The organism is Nocardia arseniciresistens (assembly GCF_046764875.1).
In the GTDB taxonomy this organism is placed as follows: Bacteria; Actinomycetota; Actinomycetes; order Mycobacteriales; family Mycobacteriaceae; genus Nocardia; species Nocardia arseniciresistens.
This window is the reverse complement of record NZ_JBKORD010000001.1, coordinates 215,021-235,657: the sequence shown is the minus strand read 5'-3', so window position 1 is coordinate 235,657 and position 20,637 is coordinate 215,021. Positions and strand designations below refer to the sequence as shown.

Sequence of the window (20,637 nt, the reverse complement as noted above, 5' to 3'; positions counted from 1 at the left end):
GTATGACGAATCCCATGGGGAACGCGAACCGCGCACGGCAGGGTCTGCCGACGCCGCCGACGGGCTGGCCGGTGGGCTCCTACCCGACCTACGCCGAGGCGCAGAAGGCAGTCGACTTCCTGGCCGACGGGCAGTTCCCGGTACAGGACGTGACCATCGTCGGTGTCGATTTGATGCAGGTCGAGCGGGTCCTATATCGACTGACCTGGGGCAAGGTAATCGGTGGGGGAGTCGTGTCGGGTGCGTGGCTCGGCCTTTTCCTCGGCCTGCTGCTCAGCCTTTTCACCACAAGCGGCGCGCTCGGTCCGCTGATCGTCGGTCTGGTCGGCGGCATCATCTTCGGCGTCATCTCCACCTCGATCCCGTACGCGGCGACCAAGGGGCAGCGCGATTTCGCCTCCACCATGCAGTTGGTGGCGGGACGCTATGACGTGCTGTGCGATCCGAAGTCGGCCGAGCAGGCCCGCGACATGCTCGCGCGGTTGGCGATCTGAGCGCATGGAAGTAGTGGATAAGGTCCGCACCGAGGTGTTGGACCACTTCGGTGTGGACACCGCGGGCGTGGATTCGGCGTCGGTGACGTTCCTCGGACTGGAACCCATCGAAATACTGCGGATTCCCGGCGACGATCTGGTGCACTACGTCACATTGGGTGGGTCGCGCCATCCGATGGGTGATCCCAGCGACCTGCTCGCCGATCCGGTGCGCGGGCCGCGTGCCGAGCTGGTGCTCGCGTTGCGGACCGGGACAGGGACTAGCACGGGGCTTGCCAAGACGCTCGGTGTGCTTGTCGCGACGCCCGTGGTGGAAGGTGTTGTGCTGCAGGCAGATGCGCTGCTGGACCTGGGCGAGCCGGTTTGGCAGGACGCACCGTTTACCGCGGTGTTGTTGGGCGCGAGCGACATTCCCGAAGTACTGCTACCCGAGCCCGCCGAGCCGGTTCGGTATCTGACGGTCATCCCGGTGACCGCGACCGAGGCGGCGTGGGTGCGGCTGCGCGGTGCGCAGGCGTTGCGTGATGCGTGGGCGGAGGCGGGCATCGACGTGCACGATCCCGCGAGAGGTGCTGCGTCGCTGTAGGTCCGCGACGCCGATGGTGTGGTCAGAGCCAGTTGTTGCGATGGAAATTGACGTACAGACCGACACAGATGCCGAGGGTGATCACCAGCACCACCCAGAAGCCCCACTCCGCCTCCAGCGCGGGCATATGGGTGAAGTTCATGCCGTAGATACCGGCGACCATCGTCGGCACCGCCGCGATGGCCACCCATGCCGAAATCTTGCGCATATCCGTGTTCTGCTGCACGCCGATCTTGGCGAGTGCGGCGCTGACCAGTTCGCTCAAGGACTCGTCGAAGTCGGTGATGCGCTCGGAGACCGTGATGTGGTGGTCGGCCACATCACGCAGATAGCGCCGAATCTCCTTGGGCAGCGGCAGATCCGGCTTGTGGCCGAGTAACTGGAGCGGTACCTGTAGCGGATTGACCGCGCGCCGCAGCTCGACGACCTCGCGCTTGAGCTGGTAGATCGTTTCGATGCTTACAGTGTTGCGCGGGGTGAAGACCGCCTCCTCCATCTCCTCGATATCGTTCTCGACCGACAGAGCCACCTCGATGTAGGAATCCACGACGTGGTCGGCGACCGCGTGCAATACGGAGCCGGGACCGAACATGAGTTGCTCAGGATGACTCTCCAATTGCTTTCGGACACCGGCGAGTCCGGAATGTTCGCCGTGCCGCACGGTCACCGCGAAATTGGGTCCGACGAAGACCATGATGTCGCCGGTCTCGACGATCTCACTGATGCTGTGCAATTCGTGCTCGACGTAGGTGACCGTGCGAAGCACGAGGAACAGTGTGTCGTCGTAGCGCTCTAGTTTCGGTCGTTGATGTGCCTTGACCGCGTCCTCGACGGCCAGCGGGTGCAGGTCGAAGGTCTTGGCGATGTCGGCCATTTGATACTCGTCCGGGTCGTGCAGCCCGACCCACACGAACCCGTTTCCACGATTGCCGACCTCGGCCATGGCATCCGAATGGTTGAACCTGCCCGGCAGCCGCTTGCCGTCGACGTAGATCGCGCAGTCGACCACCGCCCGTGCGGTCGGAACGGGAATGCGGGGCAGCGGCGTACGCGCTCGACCCTGGCCGCGGAAGGACGGCAACGGCGGAATGGATGGCACCGGTCGATGCTACGTCGCCTGCGCGTGCAGGCTCGCCGCGTGCGCACTGTAAGACTGGAAGGCGTGCGCATCGACCTGCATACCCATTCGACCGCGTCGGACGGTACCGACACCCCTGCCGAACTTGTCCGCAATGCGGCAGCGGCAGGCCTCGACGTCGTCGCGATCACCGACCACGACACCACCGCGGGGTGGACCGAGGCGGTCGACGCGCTGCCCAAGGGCTTGAGCCTGGTGCGCGGTATGGAGATGTCCTGCATCGGCCTCGGCGACGACGGCTGGCCCGTTCCAGTGCATCTGCTCGCGTACCTTTTCGACCCGGCGGATCGGTGTTTCGCCGACGAGCGGGAGCGGTTGCGTGCCGAGCGGGTGGACCGGCTGCGCATGATGGCCGAGCTGATGCGGGCCGACGGACTGCCCATCGATCCGGATGCCGTGCTTGCCTCGGCCGGCGGGTCGGCGGGACGGCCGCATCTTGCGCGTGCGCTTGTCGAGGCGGGTGTAGTACCCAGTGTCGACGCGGCATTTACCGAATTACTCGCCCCGCACGGACCGTATTACGCGGAAAAGGCCGACACGCCGCTGCGCAAGGCGGTCGAAATGATTGCCACCGCTGGTGGCGTCAGCGTGCTCGCGCATACCAGGGCACGCAAGCGCGGACGGCTATTGGCGCTCGATGATATTCGCGAACTCGCCACGCTCGGCCTCGGCGGACTCGAGATCGACCATCCGGATCATTCCGAGGCCGACCGCGTCGTGCTCGGGGAACTGGCGAACGAACTCGGTCTGATCGGTACCGGCTCGTCGGACTATCACGGCGCTAACAAGACCATTCGGCTCGGTGAGTTCACCACTGACCCAGCGCAATTCGAGGAACTAGCCGGCAAAGCGACGGGAGTGCCGGTGATCGGCTCGTGAGACTGGTGCGCGGACTGAGCGGAGTTGTCGCCGCCGGGACGTTCGTCCTCACCCTCGTCGTCATCGGCACCGCGATCATCGCTGCACGGCGCGAGTTTCCCGGTCCCGGAGGTGTGTCGATAACCTGGCATCTCGTCGCGTCGGCGACCGTCATTGCGGCACAGATTTTTTCGGATAAACATCGGGGTTTCGCCGCTTTTTCCGGATCGGTGGTTGTTTTTCTGGCTGCCGGATTATTGCTATGGACGCAGTGGTGGAGCTGAAATTCCGGTAATGGTTGCGGCCGGGTGAATTGTGGTCGAACATTTCTCCTTGTGATCGAAATGGAGACGGACGTTTTGGTTCTAGGAGGCGGTCCCGCGGGGGCCTGGGCCGCCGTCTCCGCCGCCACGACCGGCGCCAGGGTCGTGCTCGTCGACAAGGGTCGCTGTGGGACAAGTGGGCCGACCGCCTACGGCACGACCTCGCTGTGGAATATCCCGCGGGGACCGGCACGGGACGAGGCGGTACGGCTTGCGTACGAGCACGGCGGCTGCCTCGGCGATCCGGACTGGATGCATCGAGTGCTGGAGGAGACCCATCTGCGCGTCGAGCAATTGATGCGGTGGGGGTATCGGTTTCCCGGCGACGGCCGTACCCCGGACGGAAATGGGCTGACACCGGGATCGCAACGGGGGACCGCGCCGGACAAGCCCACCTCGCTAGGGGTGTGCCTGGACGGGGCGAGCTATCTACGCAGGATGCGGCGCAGCCTGCTCGGCGCCGGGGTGCGCATTCTCGATCACCATCCCGCGCTGCAACTGCTCGCCGATCGTGACGGAGTGGTGGCGGGCGCTACCGGAGTACAACAGCACAACAGGTTTCGCAGCTGGACGGTCCGCGCGGGCGCGGTGGTGGTGGCCACCGGCGGCTGCGCCTTCCTATCCGGCGGCGCCGGCACCGACGTCGACACCGGTGACGGACTGCTGCTGGCCGCCGAAGCGGGCGCGCAATTGTCGGGCATGGAATTCTCCAGCGCCTACGGCCTGGAGCCGGTGCCGAACTCGAGCTTCACCTGCGGTCTAGCGCTGCATTTCGCCACGCTCTACGACGAATCCGGCGCGGTCATCACCGGCCATCGCGCCGCGGCGTTCGCGGCGATCCTCGACGGTCACCGCGTGTACGCGGCTCTCGAAGATGTGCCGTACGGGGTCCGTCGCCGGATGTCGCAGCAAGGCATTGTCGACCAGACCAAGCGGGTTCCATTGCGTGCGGTGCTGGAGGGCACCGTGCGGGGCACCGGTGGCCTGCGCATCGTGGGAACGGACTGCGCGACGACGGTGGCCGGACTCTACGGCGCGGGCGACGTGACAACTCGGGAGCAGATCACCGGCGCGGTCAGCGGTTTCGGCGGACAGGGCGGCGCGTGGGCCATCGCCTCCGGCGTATGGGCGGGAGCGGGCGCTGCAGGGTTCGCGCGCGCCAGGGGCAGACTCGGGCCTGCGCGCGAAATACCCGGCGCCGGGCTCAACCCGGAGGCCAGGATCGATCCGCGGGCGGTGGTCGGGCTGGTGCAGGAGCACACGTTGCCGCTGCGACGCAGCTACTTGCGCAGCGCGGGCAGCCTGAGCGACAGCATCGGCGAACTCGACGGCATGTGGCCGGGCGCCGAATTCGGTCTCGGCGGCACCGGCGCGCAACGACTGCGAGCCAGGCAGGCGGCGGCCCTGCTGGCGGTGGCACGGTGGACCAAGCACAGCGCGTTGGCGCGCACGGAGAGTAGAGGGATGCATCGGCGCACCGATCATCCGGTTGCCGCGGCCGACTGGCGCGTGCGGTTGACGTCAGGCGGCCTTGACATGGTGTGGGTGCGCGCGGACGCGCACGCGTCCGTAGTCGGAGTCCGGGAATCGGCGTCGACCGGGGAGCCGAAGTCGGCACGACGAGAGCCGACTGCCACGCGGGGCGAAGCACTGATCGCTCCGGAGACAGCATCCGGGAACCCGGTGACGGCAGCGGGTTCTCGGAAGCCGGTGTCGGTCACGCATGAGGCGGTTCCGTTCGTGCGGCTGTCGGTCGCCGAAGACCCCGACCTCACCGCAGGCGATCCACTGCCGTTGTGACAGCTCACCGGCCCGGCACCGTGACGTGCGAGTTTCCGCTTACCTGCGGGTAATTCCGGCGACTTACCCTGGGGAAATGGCGCGCGACCGGATTTCGACACACCGGTTTGGCAAGACGTCGATCCGGCTGGCAGAATGTGTCGGATTCCCCACCTATGCCACCGCCGGGTTCGGGAATCACGGAGATCTCCGCCTCGCGACGCACCGTCGCGACCTGAAGATCTCTCCGCATGTTCCGTCCGGACCTACCCGTCCGGCTCCCGCTCCGCGGATCAGTGCCGCGCCACGTGATCGAGATATCGGCATCTTTTGCGCATGCGCAAGCCGTCTCGAATCGTCCGGTCAGCGCACTCGATGAGCGATATGAGTCACCTATCACCTATATACCCGGCGGTAACCGTTTCCCGGTTGTGCCCGACCCGAGCAGGAGTGAAATCGTGTCATCTGTGACTGACGCACCGAATGCCACTGCCAGCCTTTCTGAGATCACTCACGAAGAGATCTTCGCGGGCCATCTCGGCGGTAAGCTCTCGGTCGAACTCGCCGCGCCGCTGGAAACTCAGCGCGACCTTTCGATCGCCTACACCCCCGGCGTGGCTCAGGTCAGCCGTGCCATCGCCAACGACGAAGCGCTGTGCAAGCGCTACACCTGGACCGACCGGCTAGTGGTCGTGGTCAGCGACGGCACCGCGGTGCTCGGTCTCGGTGACATCGGCCCGCGCGCCTCGCTGCCCGTCATGGAGGGCAAGGCGGCGCTGTTCAAGAAGTTCGCCGGGCTCAACTCGATTCCGATCGTGCTGGACACCAAGGATTCCGACGAGATCGTCGAGACGATCATCCGGTTGCGCCCGAGCTTCGGCGCGGTGAACCTGGAAGACATCTCCGCCCCGCGCTGCTTCGAGATCGAGAAGCGGCTCATCGAGGCGCTCGACTGCCCGGTCATGCACGACGACCAGCACGGCACCGCCATCGTGGTGCTCGCCGCACTCAACGGCGCGGCCAAGGTTCAGGGCCGCGGCATCGCGGGCCTGAAGGTCGTGGTGTCGGGCGCGGGTGCGGCCGGCGTCGCGTGCACGAACATTTTGCTCGCCGCGGGCGTGCAGGATGTGACCGTGCTCGACTCCAAGGGCATCGTCAGCAAGGACCGCAGCGATCTCAACGACGTGAAGGTCGAACTGTCCCAGCGCACCAACCCGCGCGGGTTGACCGGTGGCGCCGCGGAGGCGCTCGCGGGCGCCGATGTGTTCCTCGGTCTGTCGGCAGGCCTGATCGCCGAAGAGCTCATCGCCTCGATGGCTCCGGAGTCGATCGTGTTCGCCATGTCCAACCCGGATCCGGAGATCCACCCCGAGGTGGCGCGTAAGTACGCCGCGATCGTGGCCACCGGCCGCAGCGATTTCCCGAACCAGATCAACAACGTGCTCGCCTTCCCCGGCGTCTTCAAGGGCGCCCTCGATGCGGGTGCCCGCCGAATCACCGAGGGCATGAAGATCGCCGCCGCCGACGCCATCCTGAGCGTGGTCGCCGACGAGCTCGGCCCGGAGAAGATCGTCCCGAGCCCGCTCGACCCCCGTGTCGCCCCCGCCGTCGCCGAGGCCGTCGCTGCCGCAGCGCGCGCCGAGGGTGTCGCATAGCGGCCGATAGTTCGATAAGCAAAGGGCGTCTCGTTCAATGTGGAGCGAGGCGCCCTTTGCTGTGGTTCAGTCGGAGGTTCCCAGGAGAGCGGCCGGGGTGAGGACCACGTTCGAGCGGCGCAGTCGGCCGGTGCCGGGTGCGCTCGCCCAGACGGTGAAGGCGAGCAGTCCGTCGAGGAACATGGCGAGGACGGCCACCAGCAGGGCGCCGACCAGGACGCGGTCGTAGCGGTAGAGGCCGATGCCGTCGAAGATGTAGCGACCGAGACCGCCGAGGTTGACGTAGGCGGCGATGGTCGCGGTGGCCACGACCTGGAGGGTGGCACCGCGCAGGCCGGTGAGCAGAATCGGCAGCGCGTTGGGGACCTCCACACGGAACAGAATCTGGGTTTCGGTCATCCCCATAGCGCGCGAGGCATCGACGACATCCGCTGGGACATTGGCGATTCCGGCGTAGGCGCCCGCGAGTAGCGGCGGAATACCGACGGTGATCAGGGCGAGCAGCGGTGGGGTGAGCCCGAGGCCCATCAGCAGCACCAGGAAGGTGAGCAGGCCGAGGGTCGGCAGTGCGCGCATGGCGTTGGCGAAACCGACGAGGACCGCCGCTCCGCGCTTGGTGTGCCCGATGATCAGGCCGAGCGGCATCGCGATAACGGCCGAGGCCGCGACCGCGAGGAAGCTGTACCAAAGATGCTGGGCGATGCGGTGTTCGATGCCGGTGGGTCCGCTCCAGTTCGCGCCATCGGTGAGGTAGTGCCAGGCCTCGAGGAAAAGGTTCATGCCGCCGCCCCTTTCGCTTTCGCGGCCCTTGCGTCGGCCCGCGCCCACGGTGTCGACCAGCGGCCGAGGGCGTACACCAGCCTGTCGAAGATCAGGGCGAGCGCCAGCGTCACGACGATGCCCGCGATGATCTCGTCCGGGTAGTCACGCTGATAGCCCTGGGTGAACAACTTGCCGAGGCCGCCGACACCGATCAGCGCACCGACCGACACCATCGCGATATTGGTGACGACGACCACGCGCAGACTGGACACGAAAACCGGTACGGCGAGCGGCATGTCGACGGTCAGGGTGCGTCGCAGTGGGCTGAATCCTACGGCGTCGGCGGCATCTATCACGGTGACAGGCACCGAATCCAGTGCCGTCGGCACCGCGATCACCAGCAGCGCGGTCGAATACAGAGTGAGCGCGATGATCACATTCATCGGATCGATGGTGGAAATCCCCACCAGCGGCGGGATGATCACGAACAACGCCAGCGACGGCACCGTATAGGCCACGCTGGATACCGTCACAGTGACACGCCGCAGCCAGGACACCCGACGAATCAACGCGCCCAACGGAATTGCGATCAACAAACCCAGCCCCAGCGGTACCAATGCCAAATACAGGTGAGTCTTGGTGAACCCCATGATCTCCGAAAAGTTGTCGATCAGGTACTTCATTGCGCGGCTTCTTGTTCGAAGTAGTGCCTATTGCGTTCGGCGTCTTCGGCCGCCCGTTGCCCCGCGAGCTGCTCGAGGACCTCGGTGGCGAGCACGCCCCCATGCGCGGCACCCGAATCATCCACGGCGACACCGATTCCGGCGGGCGAGGAAATCGCCGCATCGAGCGCTTGGCGTAAATCACCCGATGGCGTGAACAGCGACCCGCCCGCCGACATGCTTTCGTACAGCGTCCGCCCGCCACGTACCGCTTCGACGCCGGTCACATCGATCCAACCGACGGGCCTGCCGTTCGCGTCGACCACCAGCACCCAGTCGCCGCGCTCCAGGCGAAGTTTGGAGACTCCATCAGTGGTTGTGGTCTGAATCTCGTGCAGTGGAACGCTGTTCGCGGCACGGAAGGACAAGCCGCGATAGCCGCGATCGCGTCCGACGAAGTCCGCGACGAAATCGGTGGCAGGCTGGGAGAGCACGCGCTGCGGCGAATCGTATTGTTGCAGCACACCGCCGCGACCGAACACCGCGAGCCGATCACCGAGAGTGATCGCCTCGTCGATGTCATGGGTGACGAAGACGATGGTCTTGTGCAATTCGGCCTGCAGCCTTTGCATTTCGATCTGGAGTTCGCCGCGCACCACCGGGTCGACGGCGCTGAACGGCTCGTCCATCAGCAGCACGGGCGGGTCAGCGGCCAAGGCACGCGCCACCCCGACGCGCTGCTGCTGCCCGCCGGACAGCTGTGCCGGATACCGCCCGGCCAGTGAACGGTCCAGACCGACTCGGTCGAGCACTTCGAGCACCGCGGCACGCGCGGCGCGACGGGAATCACCACGCAGCACCGGCACCGTCGCGACATTGTCGACGACGGTGCGGTGCGGCAGCAGCCCGCCGCTCTGGATCACGTACCCGATACCGAGCCGGAGCTTAACCGGATCAATCGTCGAAATATCTTGTCCGGCAATGGTGATCGTGCCTGCGGACGGGCGGATCATCCGGTTTATCATTCGCATCGAGGTGGTTTTACCGCAGCCGGACGGGCCGACGAAAACGGTGAACGACCCCGATTCGATACGCAGATCGAGGTCGGTGACGGCGTGGGTGCCGTCCGGATAGGTCTTGCTGATACCGGTGAATTCGATATCGGACACGCGGGCTCCTGTATTCGGCGCGGACGGAAAAGGCGCGCTTTTATCCGGCCGGCTTGTTCAATCCCTGGGCGGTGACCCATGCCGCGGCGGCAGCCTTGGGCTCGGTCTTGCTGCTGCCGGAGACCGCCTCGTTGAGCTTGATCAGCTCGTCGGTGGTCAGCTTCGCGGATACGGCGTCGAGCGCAGCGATCGACTTGTCGGTTTTCTTGGCCGCGTTGAACAGCGGGACCACGTTCTGGGCAGGGAAGTTGTGCTTCGGATCTTCCAGGACCACAAGATTGTTCTGTGTGATGGCCGGTGAGGTTGTGAAGATATCGGCAGCGGTGACCTGGCCGTCGACCAGCGCGCGCACCGTGGCGGGCCCGCCGCCGTCGGCGATCGGCACGAAGTTGTCACCTGCGATGACGAGGTCGTAGTTCTTTTTCAGCCCGGGCAGGCCGCCCGCCCGCTCCTGGAACTCGGCGGGGGCACCGAATTTCACCTCGGCCGAATGTGCGGCAAGATCGGCGATGGAGTGCAGGTTCCAGCGCTCGGCGGTGGCCTTGGTGACCACGACCGCGTCGGAATCCTGGCCCGGCGCGGAGGCACCGACGGCCAGATCCGGGCCGAGCGCCTTGGTGAGTGCGCTGTCGATGTCGGCGGTGCTCGTCGCGGTCGCGTTCTTGTCCAGGTACTGCAGCAGGTTGCCGTTGTACTCCGGGATCACCGTGACCGCGCACTGGCGCAGCGCTGGGACGTAGGCCTCGCGGCTGCCGATATTGAGCCGCGTGTCGACCTTGAAGCCGTTGACCCGCAACACTTCGGCATAGATATTGGCGACGGTCTCGGATTCGGGGAAGTTCGCGGAGCCCACAGTGAGCCCGTCACCCTCGCAACTGCCCGACGCCGCGAGTGGATCGGAATTGCCACATGCGGACAGGATCATGGCGGCGGCCAGCGCCGTGGCAGCGACGAGGAAGCGGCTGGCGCGCAGCGTCATGCGCAGCGCCGATCGCCCGTGCCGCACGGCATCGGGGGAGATGGTGGTTTTCACTTGAGGGTCCTTCCGGCAAGGGCGAGCGGTGCGGCGGGCCGTGCCTCAACGGCCACCGGTACATTCTGGTTGTTCATACTGCCCGTTGCATGGTGTCCCTGTTGGCTACGGAGAGTTGGTATCACCGGATGATGTTGGCCGCGTCGAGGCGGGTGCTGGCTCGCGGATTGGTCGTCACAGCCCTCACGCTGGTCGTTTCCTGTGGAAACAATGACAAGGGAACCACAATAGTGGTCGGCGCGGGCGATTCGATGGAATCGAATCTGCTTGCGGAAATCTATTCTGGGGCACTGTCTCGGACCGGCGTGTCTGCTTCCGTCGCATCACATCTAGGCAATCGCGCGGACTATTTCGCGGCGTTGGACGCGGGCGATATCGCGGTGGTCGGTGAACACAGCGGCGAGCTACTCGCCTTTCTCGACACCAATTCGAAGGCCCGCAAGCCGGAGGAAGCCACCACGGTGGCGGCGGGCTCGGTGCCGCAACCCTCGGTAACCCAGGCGGTGAACCGGTCGTTGCCCGAGGGGCTCGCGGTCTCCGATCCGGCCGACGGCACGGACATGCGACCGCGCATGCTGGTGACCGAGGCGGTCGCGACCCGCGACCGGCTGCGGTCCATCGGTGATCTCGCGGGCCGCTGCGGTGAACTCGAAGTCGGGGTGGCTCCGGTGCCTGGCGTCCTGCGCTCGCCCTCGGCCCCACTCGGGATGTCCGGTTGCGACGTCGCCGGAGCCAAACCCTTTCCCGATGCCGCCACCCTGCGAAAAGCCTTGCTGGATGGCGAGATCCAGGCCGGAGTTCTGACCGGACCGCCCGCGCTCGTTCCGGGTGCGACCGACGGGCTGACCATCCTGTCCGACGAGGACTACGTATTCCGTGCGCAGAACGTACTCGCCGTGTATCGCAAGGGTCTGCTCGGTGACATACAGCTCCGGAAGCTGAACTACGTCGCGGGCGAGCTGACCACCGATGACCTCGTCGTCATGATCCGCCGAATACGCGACGGCGCCGTCCCCGCTGACGAAGCGCGCGCCTGGCTGGACGAACACGCGCTGTAGCCCTGGTCTGTCGCGGCTCGCGTCTTGCCGCGTGCCGCTCAGTGCAGGGCAGTCGCCCGCATAGATGCCGGTCATCAGCCCGAGTCGGGGTAGGTACGGCTCGCCGCGCTCAGCCGTCGCTGAGTGGCTGACGTATGCCGCCGATCACATTTTCGCACGCACCGAGCGTCTTGCGGCCCAACTGTTCCGCGCCGTATATTCCATGCGGAGTATTAACTCGGAGAGTATGTCGGTAGCTGTGGCTACCGTGCATGGTCTCGGGGAATCGGCAGGAGGTAATCGGTATGGGGCAGCAGGGGCGCTTCGCGGTGACGCCATTGGCGATTTCTGTGCTCGCGCTGCTCGAAGAGCGGCCCATGCACCCCTATGAGATGTATCAAATGCTGATCACCCGCCGGGAAGACGCCCTGGTGAAGGTGCGCCCCGGCTCGCTCTATCACACAGTCGCGCGGCTCGCCGATCAGGAACTTGTGCGGGCCGATGGTATCGATCGAGAAGGGAACCGCCCGGAGCGCACCACCTATCGGATCACCGACAGTGGTCGAAAGGCGTTGCGCGCCAGGATCACCGAGATCCTGCGGAGCCCCGCGCCGGAGTATCCGGTGTTCCCCGTTGGGCTCGCGGAGGCGCACAACCTGCCGAAGGTAGATGTGCTCGCGCTGTTGCGTGAGCGCGTCGCGTACCTGGAACACGACCTCGCCGACCTCGAGGCGATGGGCAGGTGGGCGGGCCTCAACGCGGTGCCGCGCCGCTATTGGATCGTGCTTACGTACTTGCGTGCCACCGCCGCGGCCGAGCTCGCCTGGGTCAGCGACTTCATCGCCGAGCTCGACAGCGGCGAGATGGAGTGGGAGGAATTCGATCCCGCGACCGGCGTTCGGGTCTCTGGACACCACAACGCCTGGTCCGAAGCCACTGAAGCGTTGGATGCCGCGTTGCCGCCGGTACCTCGACGTGCGGCGCGGACGAGCACGCCCTGATGTCACTCACCGAAACTCGGCCATCCGGAGACATCCGAGATAGGAACGAAATCCATGACCACCGAACGTAATCCGTGGCTAGCGCTCACCGCGCTCGTCGTCGGCTTCTTCATGATCCTGCTGGACATGACGATCGTCGCGGTCGCCAACCCGGCCATCATGCTCGATCTCGGCGCCGATATTTCCCAGGTCATCTGGGTAACGAGCGCCTACCTACTCACCTACGCCGTGCCGCTGCTCGTCACGGGCAGGCTCGGTGACCGCTACGGCCCCAAGAACATGTACCTCATCGGCCTCGCGGTATTCACCGCCGCGTCGCTGTGGTGCGGTCTGTCCGGAACCATCACGATGCTGATCGCGGCCCGCGCTGTGCAGGGCCTCGGCGCCGCACTGATGACGCCGCAGACCATGGCCGTGATCACCAGGACCTTCCCGCCGGACAAGCGCGGCGCGGCCATGGGGCTGTGGGGCGGCGTGGCCGGTCTGGCTACCCTGGTCGGCCCGATCCTCGGTGGCGTGCTGGTCGACGGTCTCGGCTGGGAGTGGATCTTCATCGTCAACGTGCCGGTCGGCATCGTCGCCTTCGCGCTGGCGGTTTGGCTGGTGCCCGCGCTGCCGACGCACCAGCACAAGTTCGACATTCCCGGTGTGCTGCTCAGCGGCGTCGGCCTGTTCCTGCTGGTATTCGGTATCCAGGAGGGCAACACCTACGACTGGTCGCTGCGTATCTGGCTGATGATCGGTGCCGGTGCGCTGATCTTGGTGGCGTTCGTGGTCAACCAGGCGCGCAACTCCGGTGAGCCACTGCTGCCGTTGCGCCTGTTCCGCGACCGCAACTTCGGGTTGTCCAATCTGGCCATCGCCTCGATGGGCGCGGCGGTCACCTCGATGATGGTGCCGTTGTACTTCTACTTGCAGGCGGTGCGCGAGATGTCACCGACCAAGTCCGCCTTGGTATTCGCGCCCATGGCGATCGTCACGGGCATCTTCGCGCCGTTGATCGGCAAATACTCCGACAAGTTGCAACCGCGCGTCGTGCCGACCATCGGCTTTGTCGGTTTCGCCGCCTCGGTCTTCTGGTTCTCGTGGGCAATGACGCCGCACTCGTCGATCATGTGGTTCCTGCTGGCCGCCGCGCTCGCCGGTTTCGCCAATGCCTGCATCTGGGCACCCCTGGCCTCGACAGCGACCCACAACCTGCCGGTGCAGCTGGCGGGCGCGGGCGCGGGCGTCTACAACACCACCCGCCAGGTCGGCTCGGTACTCGGCAGCGCCGCGATCAGCGCCCTTGTCGCAGCCAGGATGACCGCCAACGGCCTCGGCGGCGGCAAGATCTCCGAAGGTAGCGGCGGCCCCGTCCCGGAGTTCGTCAAGGACGCCTTCAGTACCGCCCTGAGCCAGGCCATCCTGCTTCCCGCAGGCATCCTCCTCATCGGCGTCATCGCCTCGGCCCTGTTCATCCGCCACGGCGAGGGCGCCGCCGCGGGACCCGAGTCCGCACCTGCGGAAGCCGATAGCGTCACGGCCTGAGGTCTGCCCACTTCGTACTCCGTGAACGCTGCGTTCACGGAGTACGAGCGGTTCAGCACACGAGCTCCGACAGCCCGAGGCGCCCTCGACCTGCGCGATGAGACCGCGTGTGCCGGTCAGCTCACCTGAACTGTTGCGGTGGGGTAGCCGGTGGCCCCGTCTGGGACTACGTCGGCGCGGTCGGCGGTTTGGGTTTCGCCGGTGCCGTCGGTGGCGCGGGCGCGGATGGTGTGGGTGCCGGGGGTGGCGGTCCAGTCGATGACCCATTGGCGCCAGGTGTCGATGGACTGTTCGGTGGATAGGCGGGCGGGTTGCCAATCACCGTTGTCGATTTGGACTTCGACGGCTTCGATGCCTCGGTGCTGGGCCCATGCGACGCCCGCGATGGGGTTGGGGCCCGCCTTGATGCGGGTTCGGGAACGCGGGGTATCGATGCGGGCCTCTGTTTTGATCGGGCCGTTGGCGGACCAGCCGCGCCGGGTCCAATAGGCGGTGGCGCGGTCGAATCGAGTGACCTCGAGTTCGGTCACCCATTTGGTGGCGGAGACGTAACCGTAGAGGCCTGGGACGACGAGTCGGGCCGGGTAGCCGTGGGCAACCGGCAGTGGTTCGCCGTTCATGCCGACCGCGAGCAAGGCGTCGCGGCCGTCGGTGAGGATCGCCAGCGGGCTGCCCGCGGTGAAGCCGTCGATGCTGTGCGAGAGCACCATGTCGGCGTCGGGATGCGGGCCTGCCTCGGCGAGCAGCGCGTCGAGGCGATAGCCGCGCCAGCGGGCGTTGCCGATCAGATCGCCACCCACCGGATTCGAGACGCAGGCCAGTGTCACCAGGCTCTCGACCGCGGTCCGATCGGCGAGATCGTCCCAGCTGATTCGGATTTCGCGATCCACCATGCCGTGGATGCGCAGCGACCAGTCATCGATGGACACCTGCGGAACGATCAACGCGGTGTCGATCCGATAGAAGTCGGAATTCGACGTCAAGTACGGCGTCAGCCCCGGCAGTCGCAGATCGACACCAGGCGCAAGCGGCACCTCCGGCGCACTCGGCTCCGGCAACTGCACCGCCGCCCGCTCACCCGACACGTCATGCCGTTGCGCGCCCAACCATCGTCCACCTACTCCGGCGAGCACCGCGAGCCCACCGGTGATCGCGAGCCCACGCAAAACCTGCCGTCGCTCCGGCGTCGCTGTCGAGCGCGGCGGCACCGCCGCGCCGTGCCCGGCAGTGCTCGCCGACTGCATCGCGGGGTCGGGCCGGGTGCCCGCGCTCCCCGATTCCGCGGCAACACCGCCACCCGCCGCCGCTGTTGGGGGGAGCGTGGACTGCGTTGCCGCACTGGTGGATTCGTCGGCCACCGCGGATGCATCCGGCGCACCGCCCTCGCGTGTGGTCGAGCTGCTGGAGTCTGCCGCGTGTGCGGGGGATGCGCCCGCGGATTCGGCTGCCTCGTCGATGCGGCGGGTCAGGGTGCGGAGGGCGTAAATGCCTAGGGCGACGCCTATTACGGTGGGAACGGCGCCGCCGAGGCCGGTGCGGTTGGCGGCCGTGACGGCTGCGATGACGCCGAAGAGGGCGAGCAGGGTGGAGCCCGCGGCGCGGGTAGTACGTTCGATGGCCCCTGCCAGCCCGGCGACGACTATCGCGACAACGCCCATACAGAGGTAGAGCACCGTTTTGTCATTGGTGCCGAAGGTGGAGATGACCCACTCGCGCAGGCCGTCGGGGGTGTGATCGACCACGGTGTTGCCGAGGGCGGCCAGCGGGGCGCGCTCGGGGCCCATGAAGGCCGCGAGCAGCTCGGCGACGCCGAGCGCCAGCCCGGCGGAAACGATCCCCGCCCCCACGCGCAATACCCGTAGATCGGCCATAAAAGGAGCCTACTGCCGCATTCGCGCATGAATGATGACCATTCGGTGACGTGCACCCGAGCCCGCAGTGCGACGGCGCGGGCGAATCCCCTGGGCGCGCGCGGATGGTGCGCTGACACCGGCGACCGACTCCAACCGCGCGCACGCGGTTGGTCCACATGGCCATTCGATACGAATTCGGTCAGTTGTGCTGTCGGGCTTGGGCCGCCGGTGGAGGCGGATTCAATCCGCCGAGCTCTCGGGCTTGTGCCGCTGGTAGTACCGGGCGACGCGGACCCGGTTGCCGCAGCGTTGGGCCGAACACCAGCGCCGACGTGGGTGGGTCGGCAGGAACAGCAGCACGCAGTCGTCGGCTTCGCAGCGTTTGAGCTTACCGATCGAGGGGTCGGTGAGTAGGTCGATGGCGGACTCGGCCAGCGCGGCCGCGGCGGTAGCGCCGAGCGGGCCGTGGCGACGACCGGTCGCGACCACGGCGTCGCCGTTCCAGTCGAGTTCCCGGATCAAGGGCGCGCCGGCCTGGGCCTTTTCCAGTCCGCGCAGGGCGGCGGCGGGTGGGCGCTGTCCTGCCAGCAATGCCGCGAGCGTCGCGGCGGTGTCCGCGCGAACCGCGCGAACCGCGATCACGTCGGCCTCGGTCGGCGGCTCGTGCGCGATGCCGTGCAGTCGATCTGCTTGCAGCGCAAGCCATTGCGCCAGCTGCTCCGGCGTATCCAGCAGGTCGGGGCCATCCGGTGCGGTGTTGACCAGATCCAGCGCAAGTGGCTCGCCGATCAGCGGAGTGGATTCACTCATGATTCTAATGCTACTCCAAATCATTGACACATTAGGTTCTCATCGGTTAGAACTAATGCAACATCTCATCAAGAAAGCGTGTGAACAGATGAACGCCTTGCCTCGAGTCGAGCACCGTAGCGTCGACGTAGCCGGAGTCCAGGTCTTCTACCGGGAGTCCGTCCCGGACCGTGCCGACGCGCCGGCGCTGTTGTTGCTGCACGGATTCCCCTCGGCCTCTCACCAGTTCCGCAGGCTGATCGACCTGCTCGGCAGCCGATACCGGCTGATCGCCCCTGACTACCCCGGCTTCGGCAACACCGTCGCACCCTCGGACTTCGAGTACACCTTCGATCGGCTCGCCGACGTGATGGAGGGCTTCGTCCAGCAGCTCGGCCTGCGCCGCTTCTCGATGTACCTCTTTGACTTCGGCGCCCCGGTCGGCTTCCGCCTCGCCACCCGTCATCCGGAGTGGGTCGCGGGCCTCGTGGTACAGAACGGCAACGCCTACGAGGCCGGATTGTCCGACGGTGCACGGGAATTCGCTGCCCTGACCCCGGAGCAGCAAGGCGCCGAGGACATTATCCGAGGGCTGCTCACCCTGGAGGGCACCCGCGGCCAGTACGAAGGCGGCGTCCCGGATCCCAGCGTGATCTCCCCGGAGAGCTGGCTGCTCGATCAGCACTTCCTCGACCTGCCCGGCCGCAAGGAGGCTCAGGTAGCACTGGCCTTCGACTATAAATCCAATGTCGCCGCTTACCCCGAATGGCAGGCCTACCTGCGCAAGTACGCCCCGCCCGCACTGATCACCTGGGGCGCGAACGACGGCTTCTTCCCGGAACCCGGCGCGCACGCCTACCTCGCCGATCTCCCCGATGCGGCGCTGCACATCTTCGATACCGGCCACTTCGCCCTGGAAACCCATCTCGCCGACATCGCCCCACTGATCGCCGACTTCCTCGACAGGCTCCCCGAATAGCGGTGAAAAGCGTGGCCCGCGACAGTTGCTGTCGCGGGCCACGTTTCGTCCAGGACTAGCTCAGCTGTAGATCTTCTCCACCTCTGAGGCGTACTGCTTCATGACAACCGCGCGCTTGAGCGACATTTTCGGGGTCAGCTCGCCGGTCTCCTGGGTCCAGTCGACGGACAGGATGCGGATCTTCTTGATCCCCTCGGCGTGCGACACCTTCTTGTTGGTCTCGGCGACAGCGGCGTCGACCTCCGCGACCAGCTCCGGGTTCTCGATCAGCTTTTCGATCGGGGTATCCGCGGGCAGGCTGTGGCGTTCCTTCCAGCCGGGCAGCGCCTCCGGGTCGAGGGTGATCAGCGCACCGATGAACGGCTGGCCGTCGCCGACCACCATCACCTGGCTGATCAGCGGGTGGGAGCGCAGCGAATCCTCCATCAGCCCCGGCGAGACGTTCTTGCCGCCCGCGGTGACGATGATTTCCTTCTTGCGGCCGGTGATGGTGAGGTACCCGTCGGCGTCGATGGCGCCGAGGTCGCCGGTCTTGAACCAGCCGTCGGCGAAGGCTTCCTCGGTGGCTGTGACATTGCCCCAGTAGCTGTCGAACACCACCGAACCGCGCAGCAACAGCTCGCCGTCCTCGGCGATCTTGATCGCGTGGCCCTCGATCGGCCTGCCGACGGTGCCGACCCGGATGTTGCCCGGGGTGTTGACGGTGACGGCCGCGGTGGTCTCGGTGAGCCCGTAGCCCTCGTAGATGGTGACGCCGACGCCACGGAAGAAGTGGCCGAGGCGCGCGCCAAGCGGTCCTCCGCCGGAGACAGCGGCCTCACACTGCCCGCCGAGCGCGACGCGCAACTTGCTGTAGACGAGCTTGTCGAATACCGCGTGCTTGAGCTTCAGACCCAGGCCCGCGCCGCCGTTGTCGATGGCCTCGCTCCACGCGATGGCGGTCTCCGCGGCCGCGTCGAAGATCTTGCCCTTGCCGCCGTCGTGTGCCTTCTGCTTCGCGCCGTTGAACACCTTCTCGAACACTCGGGGCACCGCGAGGATGAAATGCGGGCGGTAGCTGCCGAACTGCTCGACCAGGGTGGACCAGTCGGAGGTGAAGGCGACGATGACCTTGGCGTCGAACGCAGCCAGCGTTACCGCGCGCGCGAAGACGTGCGCGAGCGGAAGGAACATCAGCGTCTTCTTGCCCGCGGTCACGTACTTGCCGAGCGCGATCCGGTCGGACTTCGACTCGGCCCAGAGGTTCGAGTGCGAGAGCATGACGCCCTTGGGACGTCCGGTGGTTCCGGAGGTGTAGATCAGGGTCGCGGGGGAGGCCGCGTTGACCTGCGCGCGGCGCGTATGCACGGCCTCGTCGTCCAGGTCGGCGCCACGGGTGATCAGCTCATCGATCGCGCCCTTGCCGATCTGAAGGGTTTCCTTCAGATCGGTCAGTGCGCCCGCGTCGATCTCGTCGATGACCGCGCGGTGCTTGTCGCTGTCGACAACGAGCAGCTTGGTCGCGGAGTCCTGCAGGATCCACTTGGCCTGCTCGGCGGCGGAGCTGTCGTAGATGGCGACGGTGCAGCCGCCCGCGGCCCAGGTGGCGAAGTCGAGCACGACCCACTCGTAGCGGGTGGGCGCCATGATGGCGACGCGGTCGCCGAGTTCGATACCCGAGGCGATGATGCCCTTGGCGACACCGGTGACCGTCTTCGCGAAATCCGCGGCTGTCACATCGGTGAAGCCACCGTTGCCGTCCTGGATATTGAAGAGCACCGCGCCCGGCGACTGCTCGGCGTGCCGGAAGACGTTATCGGAATTGTTCGCGTCTTCCGGAATGGTGTAGGAAGCCGGGACTTCGAACTCTCGCATCAGTGCCCTTCCACGTGGGGTTACTCGCAGGTAATCTACGACACCTGAGACCGGGTCATCCTCGCGACCACCGAAAAGTGGTCTGATTTGGAAATAGCGGCCCGATCAAGGCCTCAATCGTACGCAGCGGGTCTCGGTCCGTCCTGGGACTCGCGTTGGTCCGTAGGCGGCGCGTCAACCGCCTATTTCAACTCGCGCATAGAGACCGGCTGAATCGCTTCGCGCAGGAATTCGGCCAGCTCGGTCACCGCCGCGGCGGCGGGTTCGACGAGCGCCGCCTGCAACTGCGCCACATGCCACAGGCCTTGCGACTCGGTGAACCGGACATGCACGCCTGCGGCCCGCAGGGCGGCAACCAATTCGACGCACTGGGAGTGCAGTAGCTCGCTCTTGTCGACCTGTATATAGGTCGGCGGCAGACCGTGTAGTTTCCCGGTCAGCGGCGCGTAGCCGGGGTCGGACGCATCGCCGTTGCCGAGATAGGCGGCGGCGCATGCGCGTGACCACGGCCTGCTGATCACCAGATCGCGTTCGCGCTCGGGGATCTGGTTCGGATCGGCCCACGGTGCGATCAGTCCGAGCGCGGCGGGGGTGTGCCCGTGCTGGGCGATCAGCCGCTGCGCGGTGGCCAGCGACAATCCGCCGCCTGCCGAATCACCGGCGAGTGCGATCTGGTCCGGGCGGTAGCCCACGCTCTCGACCAGCTCGAGGAACGCCATCTCGGCATCGTCGAGTCCGGCGGGGAAGGGGTGCTCCGGTGCCAGCCGATAACCGAGAACGTAGACCGTGCAGCCGGTTTCGTGCGCGAGCCGGGCGGCCAGCGAACGGTGCGTCGCGAACGAGCCGACCGCGTAACCGCCACCGTGCAGATAGAGCACCGCGCCACGCGCATCGGCACCGTGGCCACGCTCGGGGCCCGCGGTGATCCGTTCGGCGGGCCTGCCGCCGAGACTGAGCCGGTGCACATGCGTCCCCGCGGGCACCAGCTGTGCGACAGCACCGGCGTCGAGCAGCAGGCGCTGCAACCGCCACGGCAACCGCTGGTTCAGCGTGATTCGGAAGATCGAGTGCAGCACCGCCCGCGCGAGGGGCAGCGGAAGGTTGATGTCGCGCATGGTTTTTCCTCGACGCTGGA

19 protein-coding genes are annotated in these 20,637 nt (G+C 66.4%); 10 read left to right on the top strand and 9 right to left on the bottom strand.

Annotated features, from left to right (window positions below; all coding sequences use genetic code 11):
* Positions 1-2: 2 nt before the first annotated feature.
* Entirely contained in the window at positions 3-494 is a 492-nt protein-coding gene (locus tag ACLMAJ_RS01060) for a YflT domain-containing protein (RefSeq protein WP_412011527.1), read from the top strand.
* A gap of 4 nt (positions 495-498) precedes the next feature.
* Positions 499-1,080: a suppressor of fused domain protein gene (locus ACLMAJ_RS01055; protein ID WP_412011526.1), complete on the top strand. Its 582-nt coding sequence runs from the start codon at positions 499-501 to the stop codon at positions 1,078-1,080.
* Positions 1,081-1,102: 22 nt separating this feature from the next.
* Here ACLMAJ_RS01055 and ACLMAJ_RS01050 read toward each other — a convergent pair whose 3' ends face one another.
* Positions 1,103-2,179 (bottom strand): magnesium and cobalt transport protein CorA, encoded by a 1,077-nt coding sequence (locus tag ACLMAJ_RS01050; protein ID WP_412011525.1) that lies wholly within the window; start codon positions 2,177-2,179, stop codon positions 1,103-1,105.
* Between the two features lie 63 nt (positions 2,180-2,242).
* Between ACLMAJ_RS01050 and ACLMAJ_RS01045 the strand changes: the two genes are divergently transcribed.
* The 4 genes from ACLMAJ_RS01045 to ACLMAJ_RS01030 all read left to right on the top strand — a co-directional run bounded on the left by ACLMAJ_RS01045 (position 2,243) and on the right by ACLMAJ_RS01030 (position 6,833).
* Entirely contained in the window at positions 2,243-3,097 is an 855-nt protein-coding gene (locus ACLMAJ_RS01045) for a PHP domain-containing protein (protein ID WP_412012002.1), read from the top strand.
* Positions 3,094-3,360 carry a hypothetical protein gene (locus tag ACLMAJ_RS01040; RefSeq protein ID WP_412011524.1) on the top strand — a complete coding sequence of 89 codons (267 nt, stop codon included), beginning with the start codon at positions 3,094-3,096 and terminating at the stop codon, positions 3,358-3,360. The genes ACLMAJ_RS01045 and ACLMAJ_RS01040 overlap by 4 nt, the downstream gene beginning before the upstream one ends.
* A 60-nt stretch (positions 3,361-3,420) precedes the next feature.
* Positions 3,421-5,199 carry an FAD-binding protein gene (locus tag ACLMAJ_RS01035; RefSeq protein WP_412012001.1) on the top strand — a complete coding sequence of 593 codons (1,779 nt, stop codon included), beginning with the start codon at positions 3,421-3,423 and terminating at the stop codon, positions 5,197-5,199.
* Between the two features lie 437 nt (positions 5,200-5,636).
* Positions 5,637-6,833 carry an NAD(P)-dependent malic enzyme gene (locus ACLMAJ_RS01030; RefSeq protein ID WP_412011523.1) on the top strand — a complete coding sequence of 399 codons (1,197 nt, stop codon included), beginning with the start codon at positions 5,637-5,639 and terminating at the stop codon, positions 6,831-6,833.
* A 66-nt stretch (positions 6,834-6,899) separates the two neighbouring features.
* Here ACLMAJ_RS01030 and ACLMAJ_RS01025 read toward each other — a convergent pair whose 3' ends face one another.
* From ACLMAJ_RS01025 to ACLMAJ_RS01010, 4 genes are read right to left on the bottom strand one after another with little or no spacing between them, the layout of a single operon-like run.
* The gene (locus tag ACLMAJ_RS01025; protein ID WP_412011522.1) at positions 6,900-7,613 is read right to left on the bottom strand and encodes an ABC transporter permease; all 714 of its coding nucleotides are present in this window, start codon (positions 7,611-7,613) and stop codon (positions 6,900-6,902) included.
* Positions 7,610-8,278 carry an ABC transporter permease gene (locus tag ACLMAJ_RS01020; protein ID WP_412011521.1) on the bottom strand — a complete coding sequence of 223 codons (669 nt, stop codon included), beginning with the start codon at positions 8,276-8,278 and terminating at the stop codon, positions 7,610-7,612. The genes ACLMAJ_RS01025 and ACLMAJ_RS01020 overlap by 4 nt, the downstream gene beginning before the upstream one ends.
* Positions 8,275-9,426: an ABC transporter ATP-binding protein gene (locus tag ACLMAJ_RS01015; protein ID WP_412011520.1), complete on the bottom strand. Its 1,152-nt coding sequence runs from the start codon at positions 9,424-9,426 to the stop codon at positions 8,275-8,277. Before ACLMAJ_RS01015 ends, ACLMAJ_RS01020 begins: the two co-directional genes overlap by 4 nt.
* 40 nt (positions 9,427-9,466) lie before the next feature.
* Entirely contained in the window at positions 9,467-10,405 is a 939-nt protein-coding gene (locus ACLMAJ_RS01010) for an ABC transporter substrate-binding protein (protein WP_412012000.1), read from the bottom strand.
* 155 nt (positions 10,406-10,560) lie between these two features.
* On the opposite strand from ACLMAJ_RS01010, the gene ACLMAJ_RS01005 reads away from it, so the two are divergent.
* From ACLMAJ_RS01005 to ACLMAJ_RS00995, 3 genes are all read left to right on the top strand, one after another.
* Positions 10,561-11,517, top strand: coding sequence for a glycine betaine ABC transporter substrate-binding protein (locus ACLMAJ_RS01005; protein ID WP_412011519.1), 957 nt, complete (start codon positions 10,561-10,563; stop codon positions 11,515-11,517).
* Between the two features lie 284 nt (positions 11,518-11,801).
* The gene (locus ACLMAJ_RS01000; protein ID WP_412011518.1) at positions 11,802-12,497 is read left to right on the top strand and encodes a PadR family transcriptional regulator; all 696 of its coding nucleotides are present in this window, start codon (positions 11,802-11,804) and stop codon (positions 12,495-12,497) included.
* A gap of 54 nt (positions 12,498-12,551) precedes the next feature.
* The gene (locus ACLMAJ_RS00995; protein WP_412011517.1) at positions 12,552-14,027 is read left to right on the top strand and encodes a DHA2 family efflux MFS transporter permease subunit; all 1,476 of its coding nucleotides are present in this window, start codon (positions 12,552-12,554) and stop codon (positions 14,025-14,027) included.
* Between the two features lie 116 nt (positions 14,028-14,143).
* On the opposite strand, the gene ACLMAJ_RS00990 is transcribed toward ACLMAJ_RS00995, so the two are convergent.
* Both ACLMAJ_RS00990 and ACLMAJ_RS00985 read right to left on the bottom strand, forming a co-directional pair.
* The gene (locus ACLMAJ_RS00990; protein ID WP_412011516.1) at positions 14,144-15,898 is read right to left on the bottom strand and encodes a molybdopterin-dependent oxidoreductase; all 1,755 of its coding nucleotides are present in this window, start codon (positions 15,896-15,898) and stop codon (positions 14,144-14,146) included.
* Between the two features lie 222 nt (positions 15,899-16,120).
* Complete coding sequence (locus ACLMAJ_RS00985) at positions 16,121-16,690, bottom strand: CGNR zinc finger domain-containing protein (RefSeq protein WP_412011515.1); 570 nt, start codon at positions 16,688-16,690, stop codon at positions 16,121-16,123.
* 88 nt (positions 16,691-16,778) lie between these two features.
* On the opposite strand from ACLMAJ_RS00985, the gene ACLMAJ_RS00980 reads away from it, so the two are divergent.
* A complete protein-coding gene (locus tag ACLMAJ_RS00980) occupies positions 16,779-17,648 on the top strand; it encodes an alpha/beta fold hydrolase (RefSeq protein WP_412011514.1) in 870 nt (289 codons plus the stop codon).
* A gap of 60 nt (positions 17,649-17,708) precedes the next feature.
* On the opposite strand, the gene ACLMAJ_RS00975 is transcribed toward ACLMAJ_RS00980, so the two are convergent.
* Together ACLMAJ_RS00975 and ACLMAJ_RS00970 are read right to left on the bottom strand one after the other, a co-directional pair.
* Complete coding sequence (locus ACLMAJ_RS00975) at positions 17,709-19,502, bottom strand: AMP-dependent synthetase/ligase (RefSeq protein ID WP_412011513.1); 1,794 nt, start codon at positions 19,500-19,502, stop codon at positions 17,709-17,711.
* A 182-nt stretch (positions 19,503-19,684) separates the two neighbouring features.
* Positions 19,685-20,617 carry an alpha/beta hydrolase gene (locus ACLMAJ_RS00970; RefSeq protein WP_412011512.1) on the bottom strand — a complete coding sequence of 311 codons (933 nt, stop codon included), beginning with the start codon at positions 20,615-20,617 and terminating at the stop codon, positions 19,685-19,687.
* Positions 20,618-20,637 lie beyond the last annotated feature (20 nt).

Excerpts from the sequence above, each read along its gene's own strand:
- ACLMAJ_RS01060 (WP_412011527.1), top strand. The coding sequence starts at position 3 with ATGACGAATCCCATGGGGAACGCGAACCGCGCACGGCAGGGTCTGCCG.
- ACLMAJ_RS01055 (WP_412011526.1), top strand. The coding sequence starts at position 499 with ATGGAAGTAGTGGATAAGGTCCGCACCGAGGTGTTGGACCACTTCGGT.
- ACLMAJ_RS01035 (WP_412012001.1), top strand. The coding sequence starts at position 3,421 with ATGGAGACGGACGTTTTGGTTCTAGGAGGCGGTCCCGCGGGGGCCTGG.
- ACLMAJ_RS01025 (WP_412011522.1), bottom strand. The coding sequence starts at position 7,613 with ATGAACCTTTTCCTCGAGGCCTGGCACTACCTCACCGATGGCGCGAAC.
- ACLMAJ_RS01020 (WP_412011521.1), bottom strand. The coding sequence starts at position 8,278 with ATGAAGTACCTGATCGACAACTTTTCGGAGATCATGGGGTTCACCAAG.
- ACLMAJ_RS01010 (WP_412012000.1), bottom strand. The coding sequence starts at position 10,405 with ATGACGCTGCGCGCCAGCCGCTTCCTCGTCGCTGCCACGGCGCTGGCC.
- ACLMAJ_RS01000 (WP_412011518.1), top strand. The coding sequence starts at position 11,802 with ATGGGGCAGCAGGGGCGCTTCGCGGTGACGCCATTGGCGATTTCTGTG.
- ACLMAJ_RS00995 (WP_412011517.1), top strand. The coding sequence starts at position 12,552 with ATGACCACCGAACGTAATCCGTGGCTAGCGCTCACCGCGCTCGTCGTC.
- ACLMAJ_RS00990 (WP_412011516.1), bottom strand. The coding sequence starts at position 15,898 with ATGGCCGATCTACGGGTATTGCGCGTGGGGGCGGGGATCGTTTCCGCC.
- ACLMAJ_RS00985 (WP_412011515.1), bottom strand. The coding sequence starts at position 16,690 with ATGAGTGAATCCACTCCGCTGATCGGCGAGCCACTTGCGCTGGATCTG.
- ACLMAJ_RS00980 (WP_412011514.1), top strand. The coding sequence starts at position 16,779 with ATGAACGCCTTGCCTCGAGTCGAGCACCGTAGCGTCGACGTAGCCGGA.
- ACLMAJ_RS00975 (WP_412011513.1), bottom strand. The coding sequence starts at position 19,502 with ATGCGAGAGTTCGAAGTCCCGGCTTCCTACACCATTCCGGAAGACGCG.
- ACLMAJ_RS00970 (WP_412011512.1), bottom strand. The coding sequence starts at position 20,617 with ATGCGCGACATCAACCTTCCGCTGCCCCTCGCGCGGGCGGTGCTGCAC.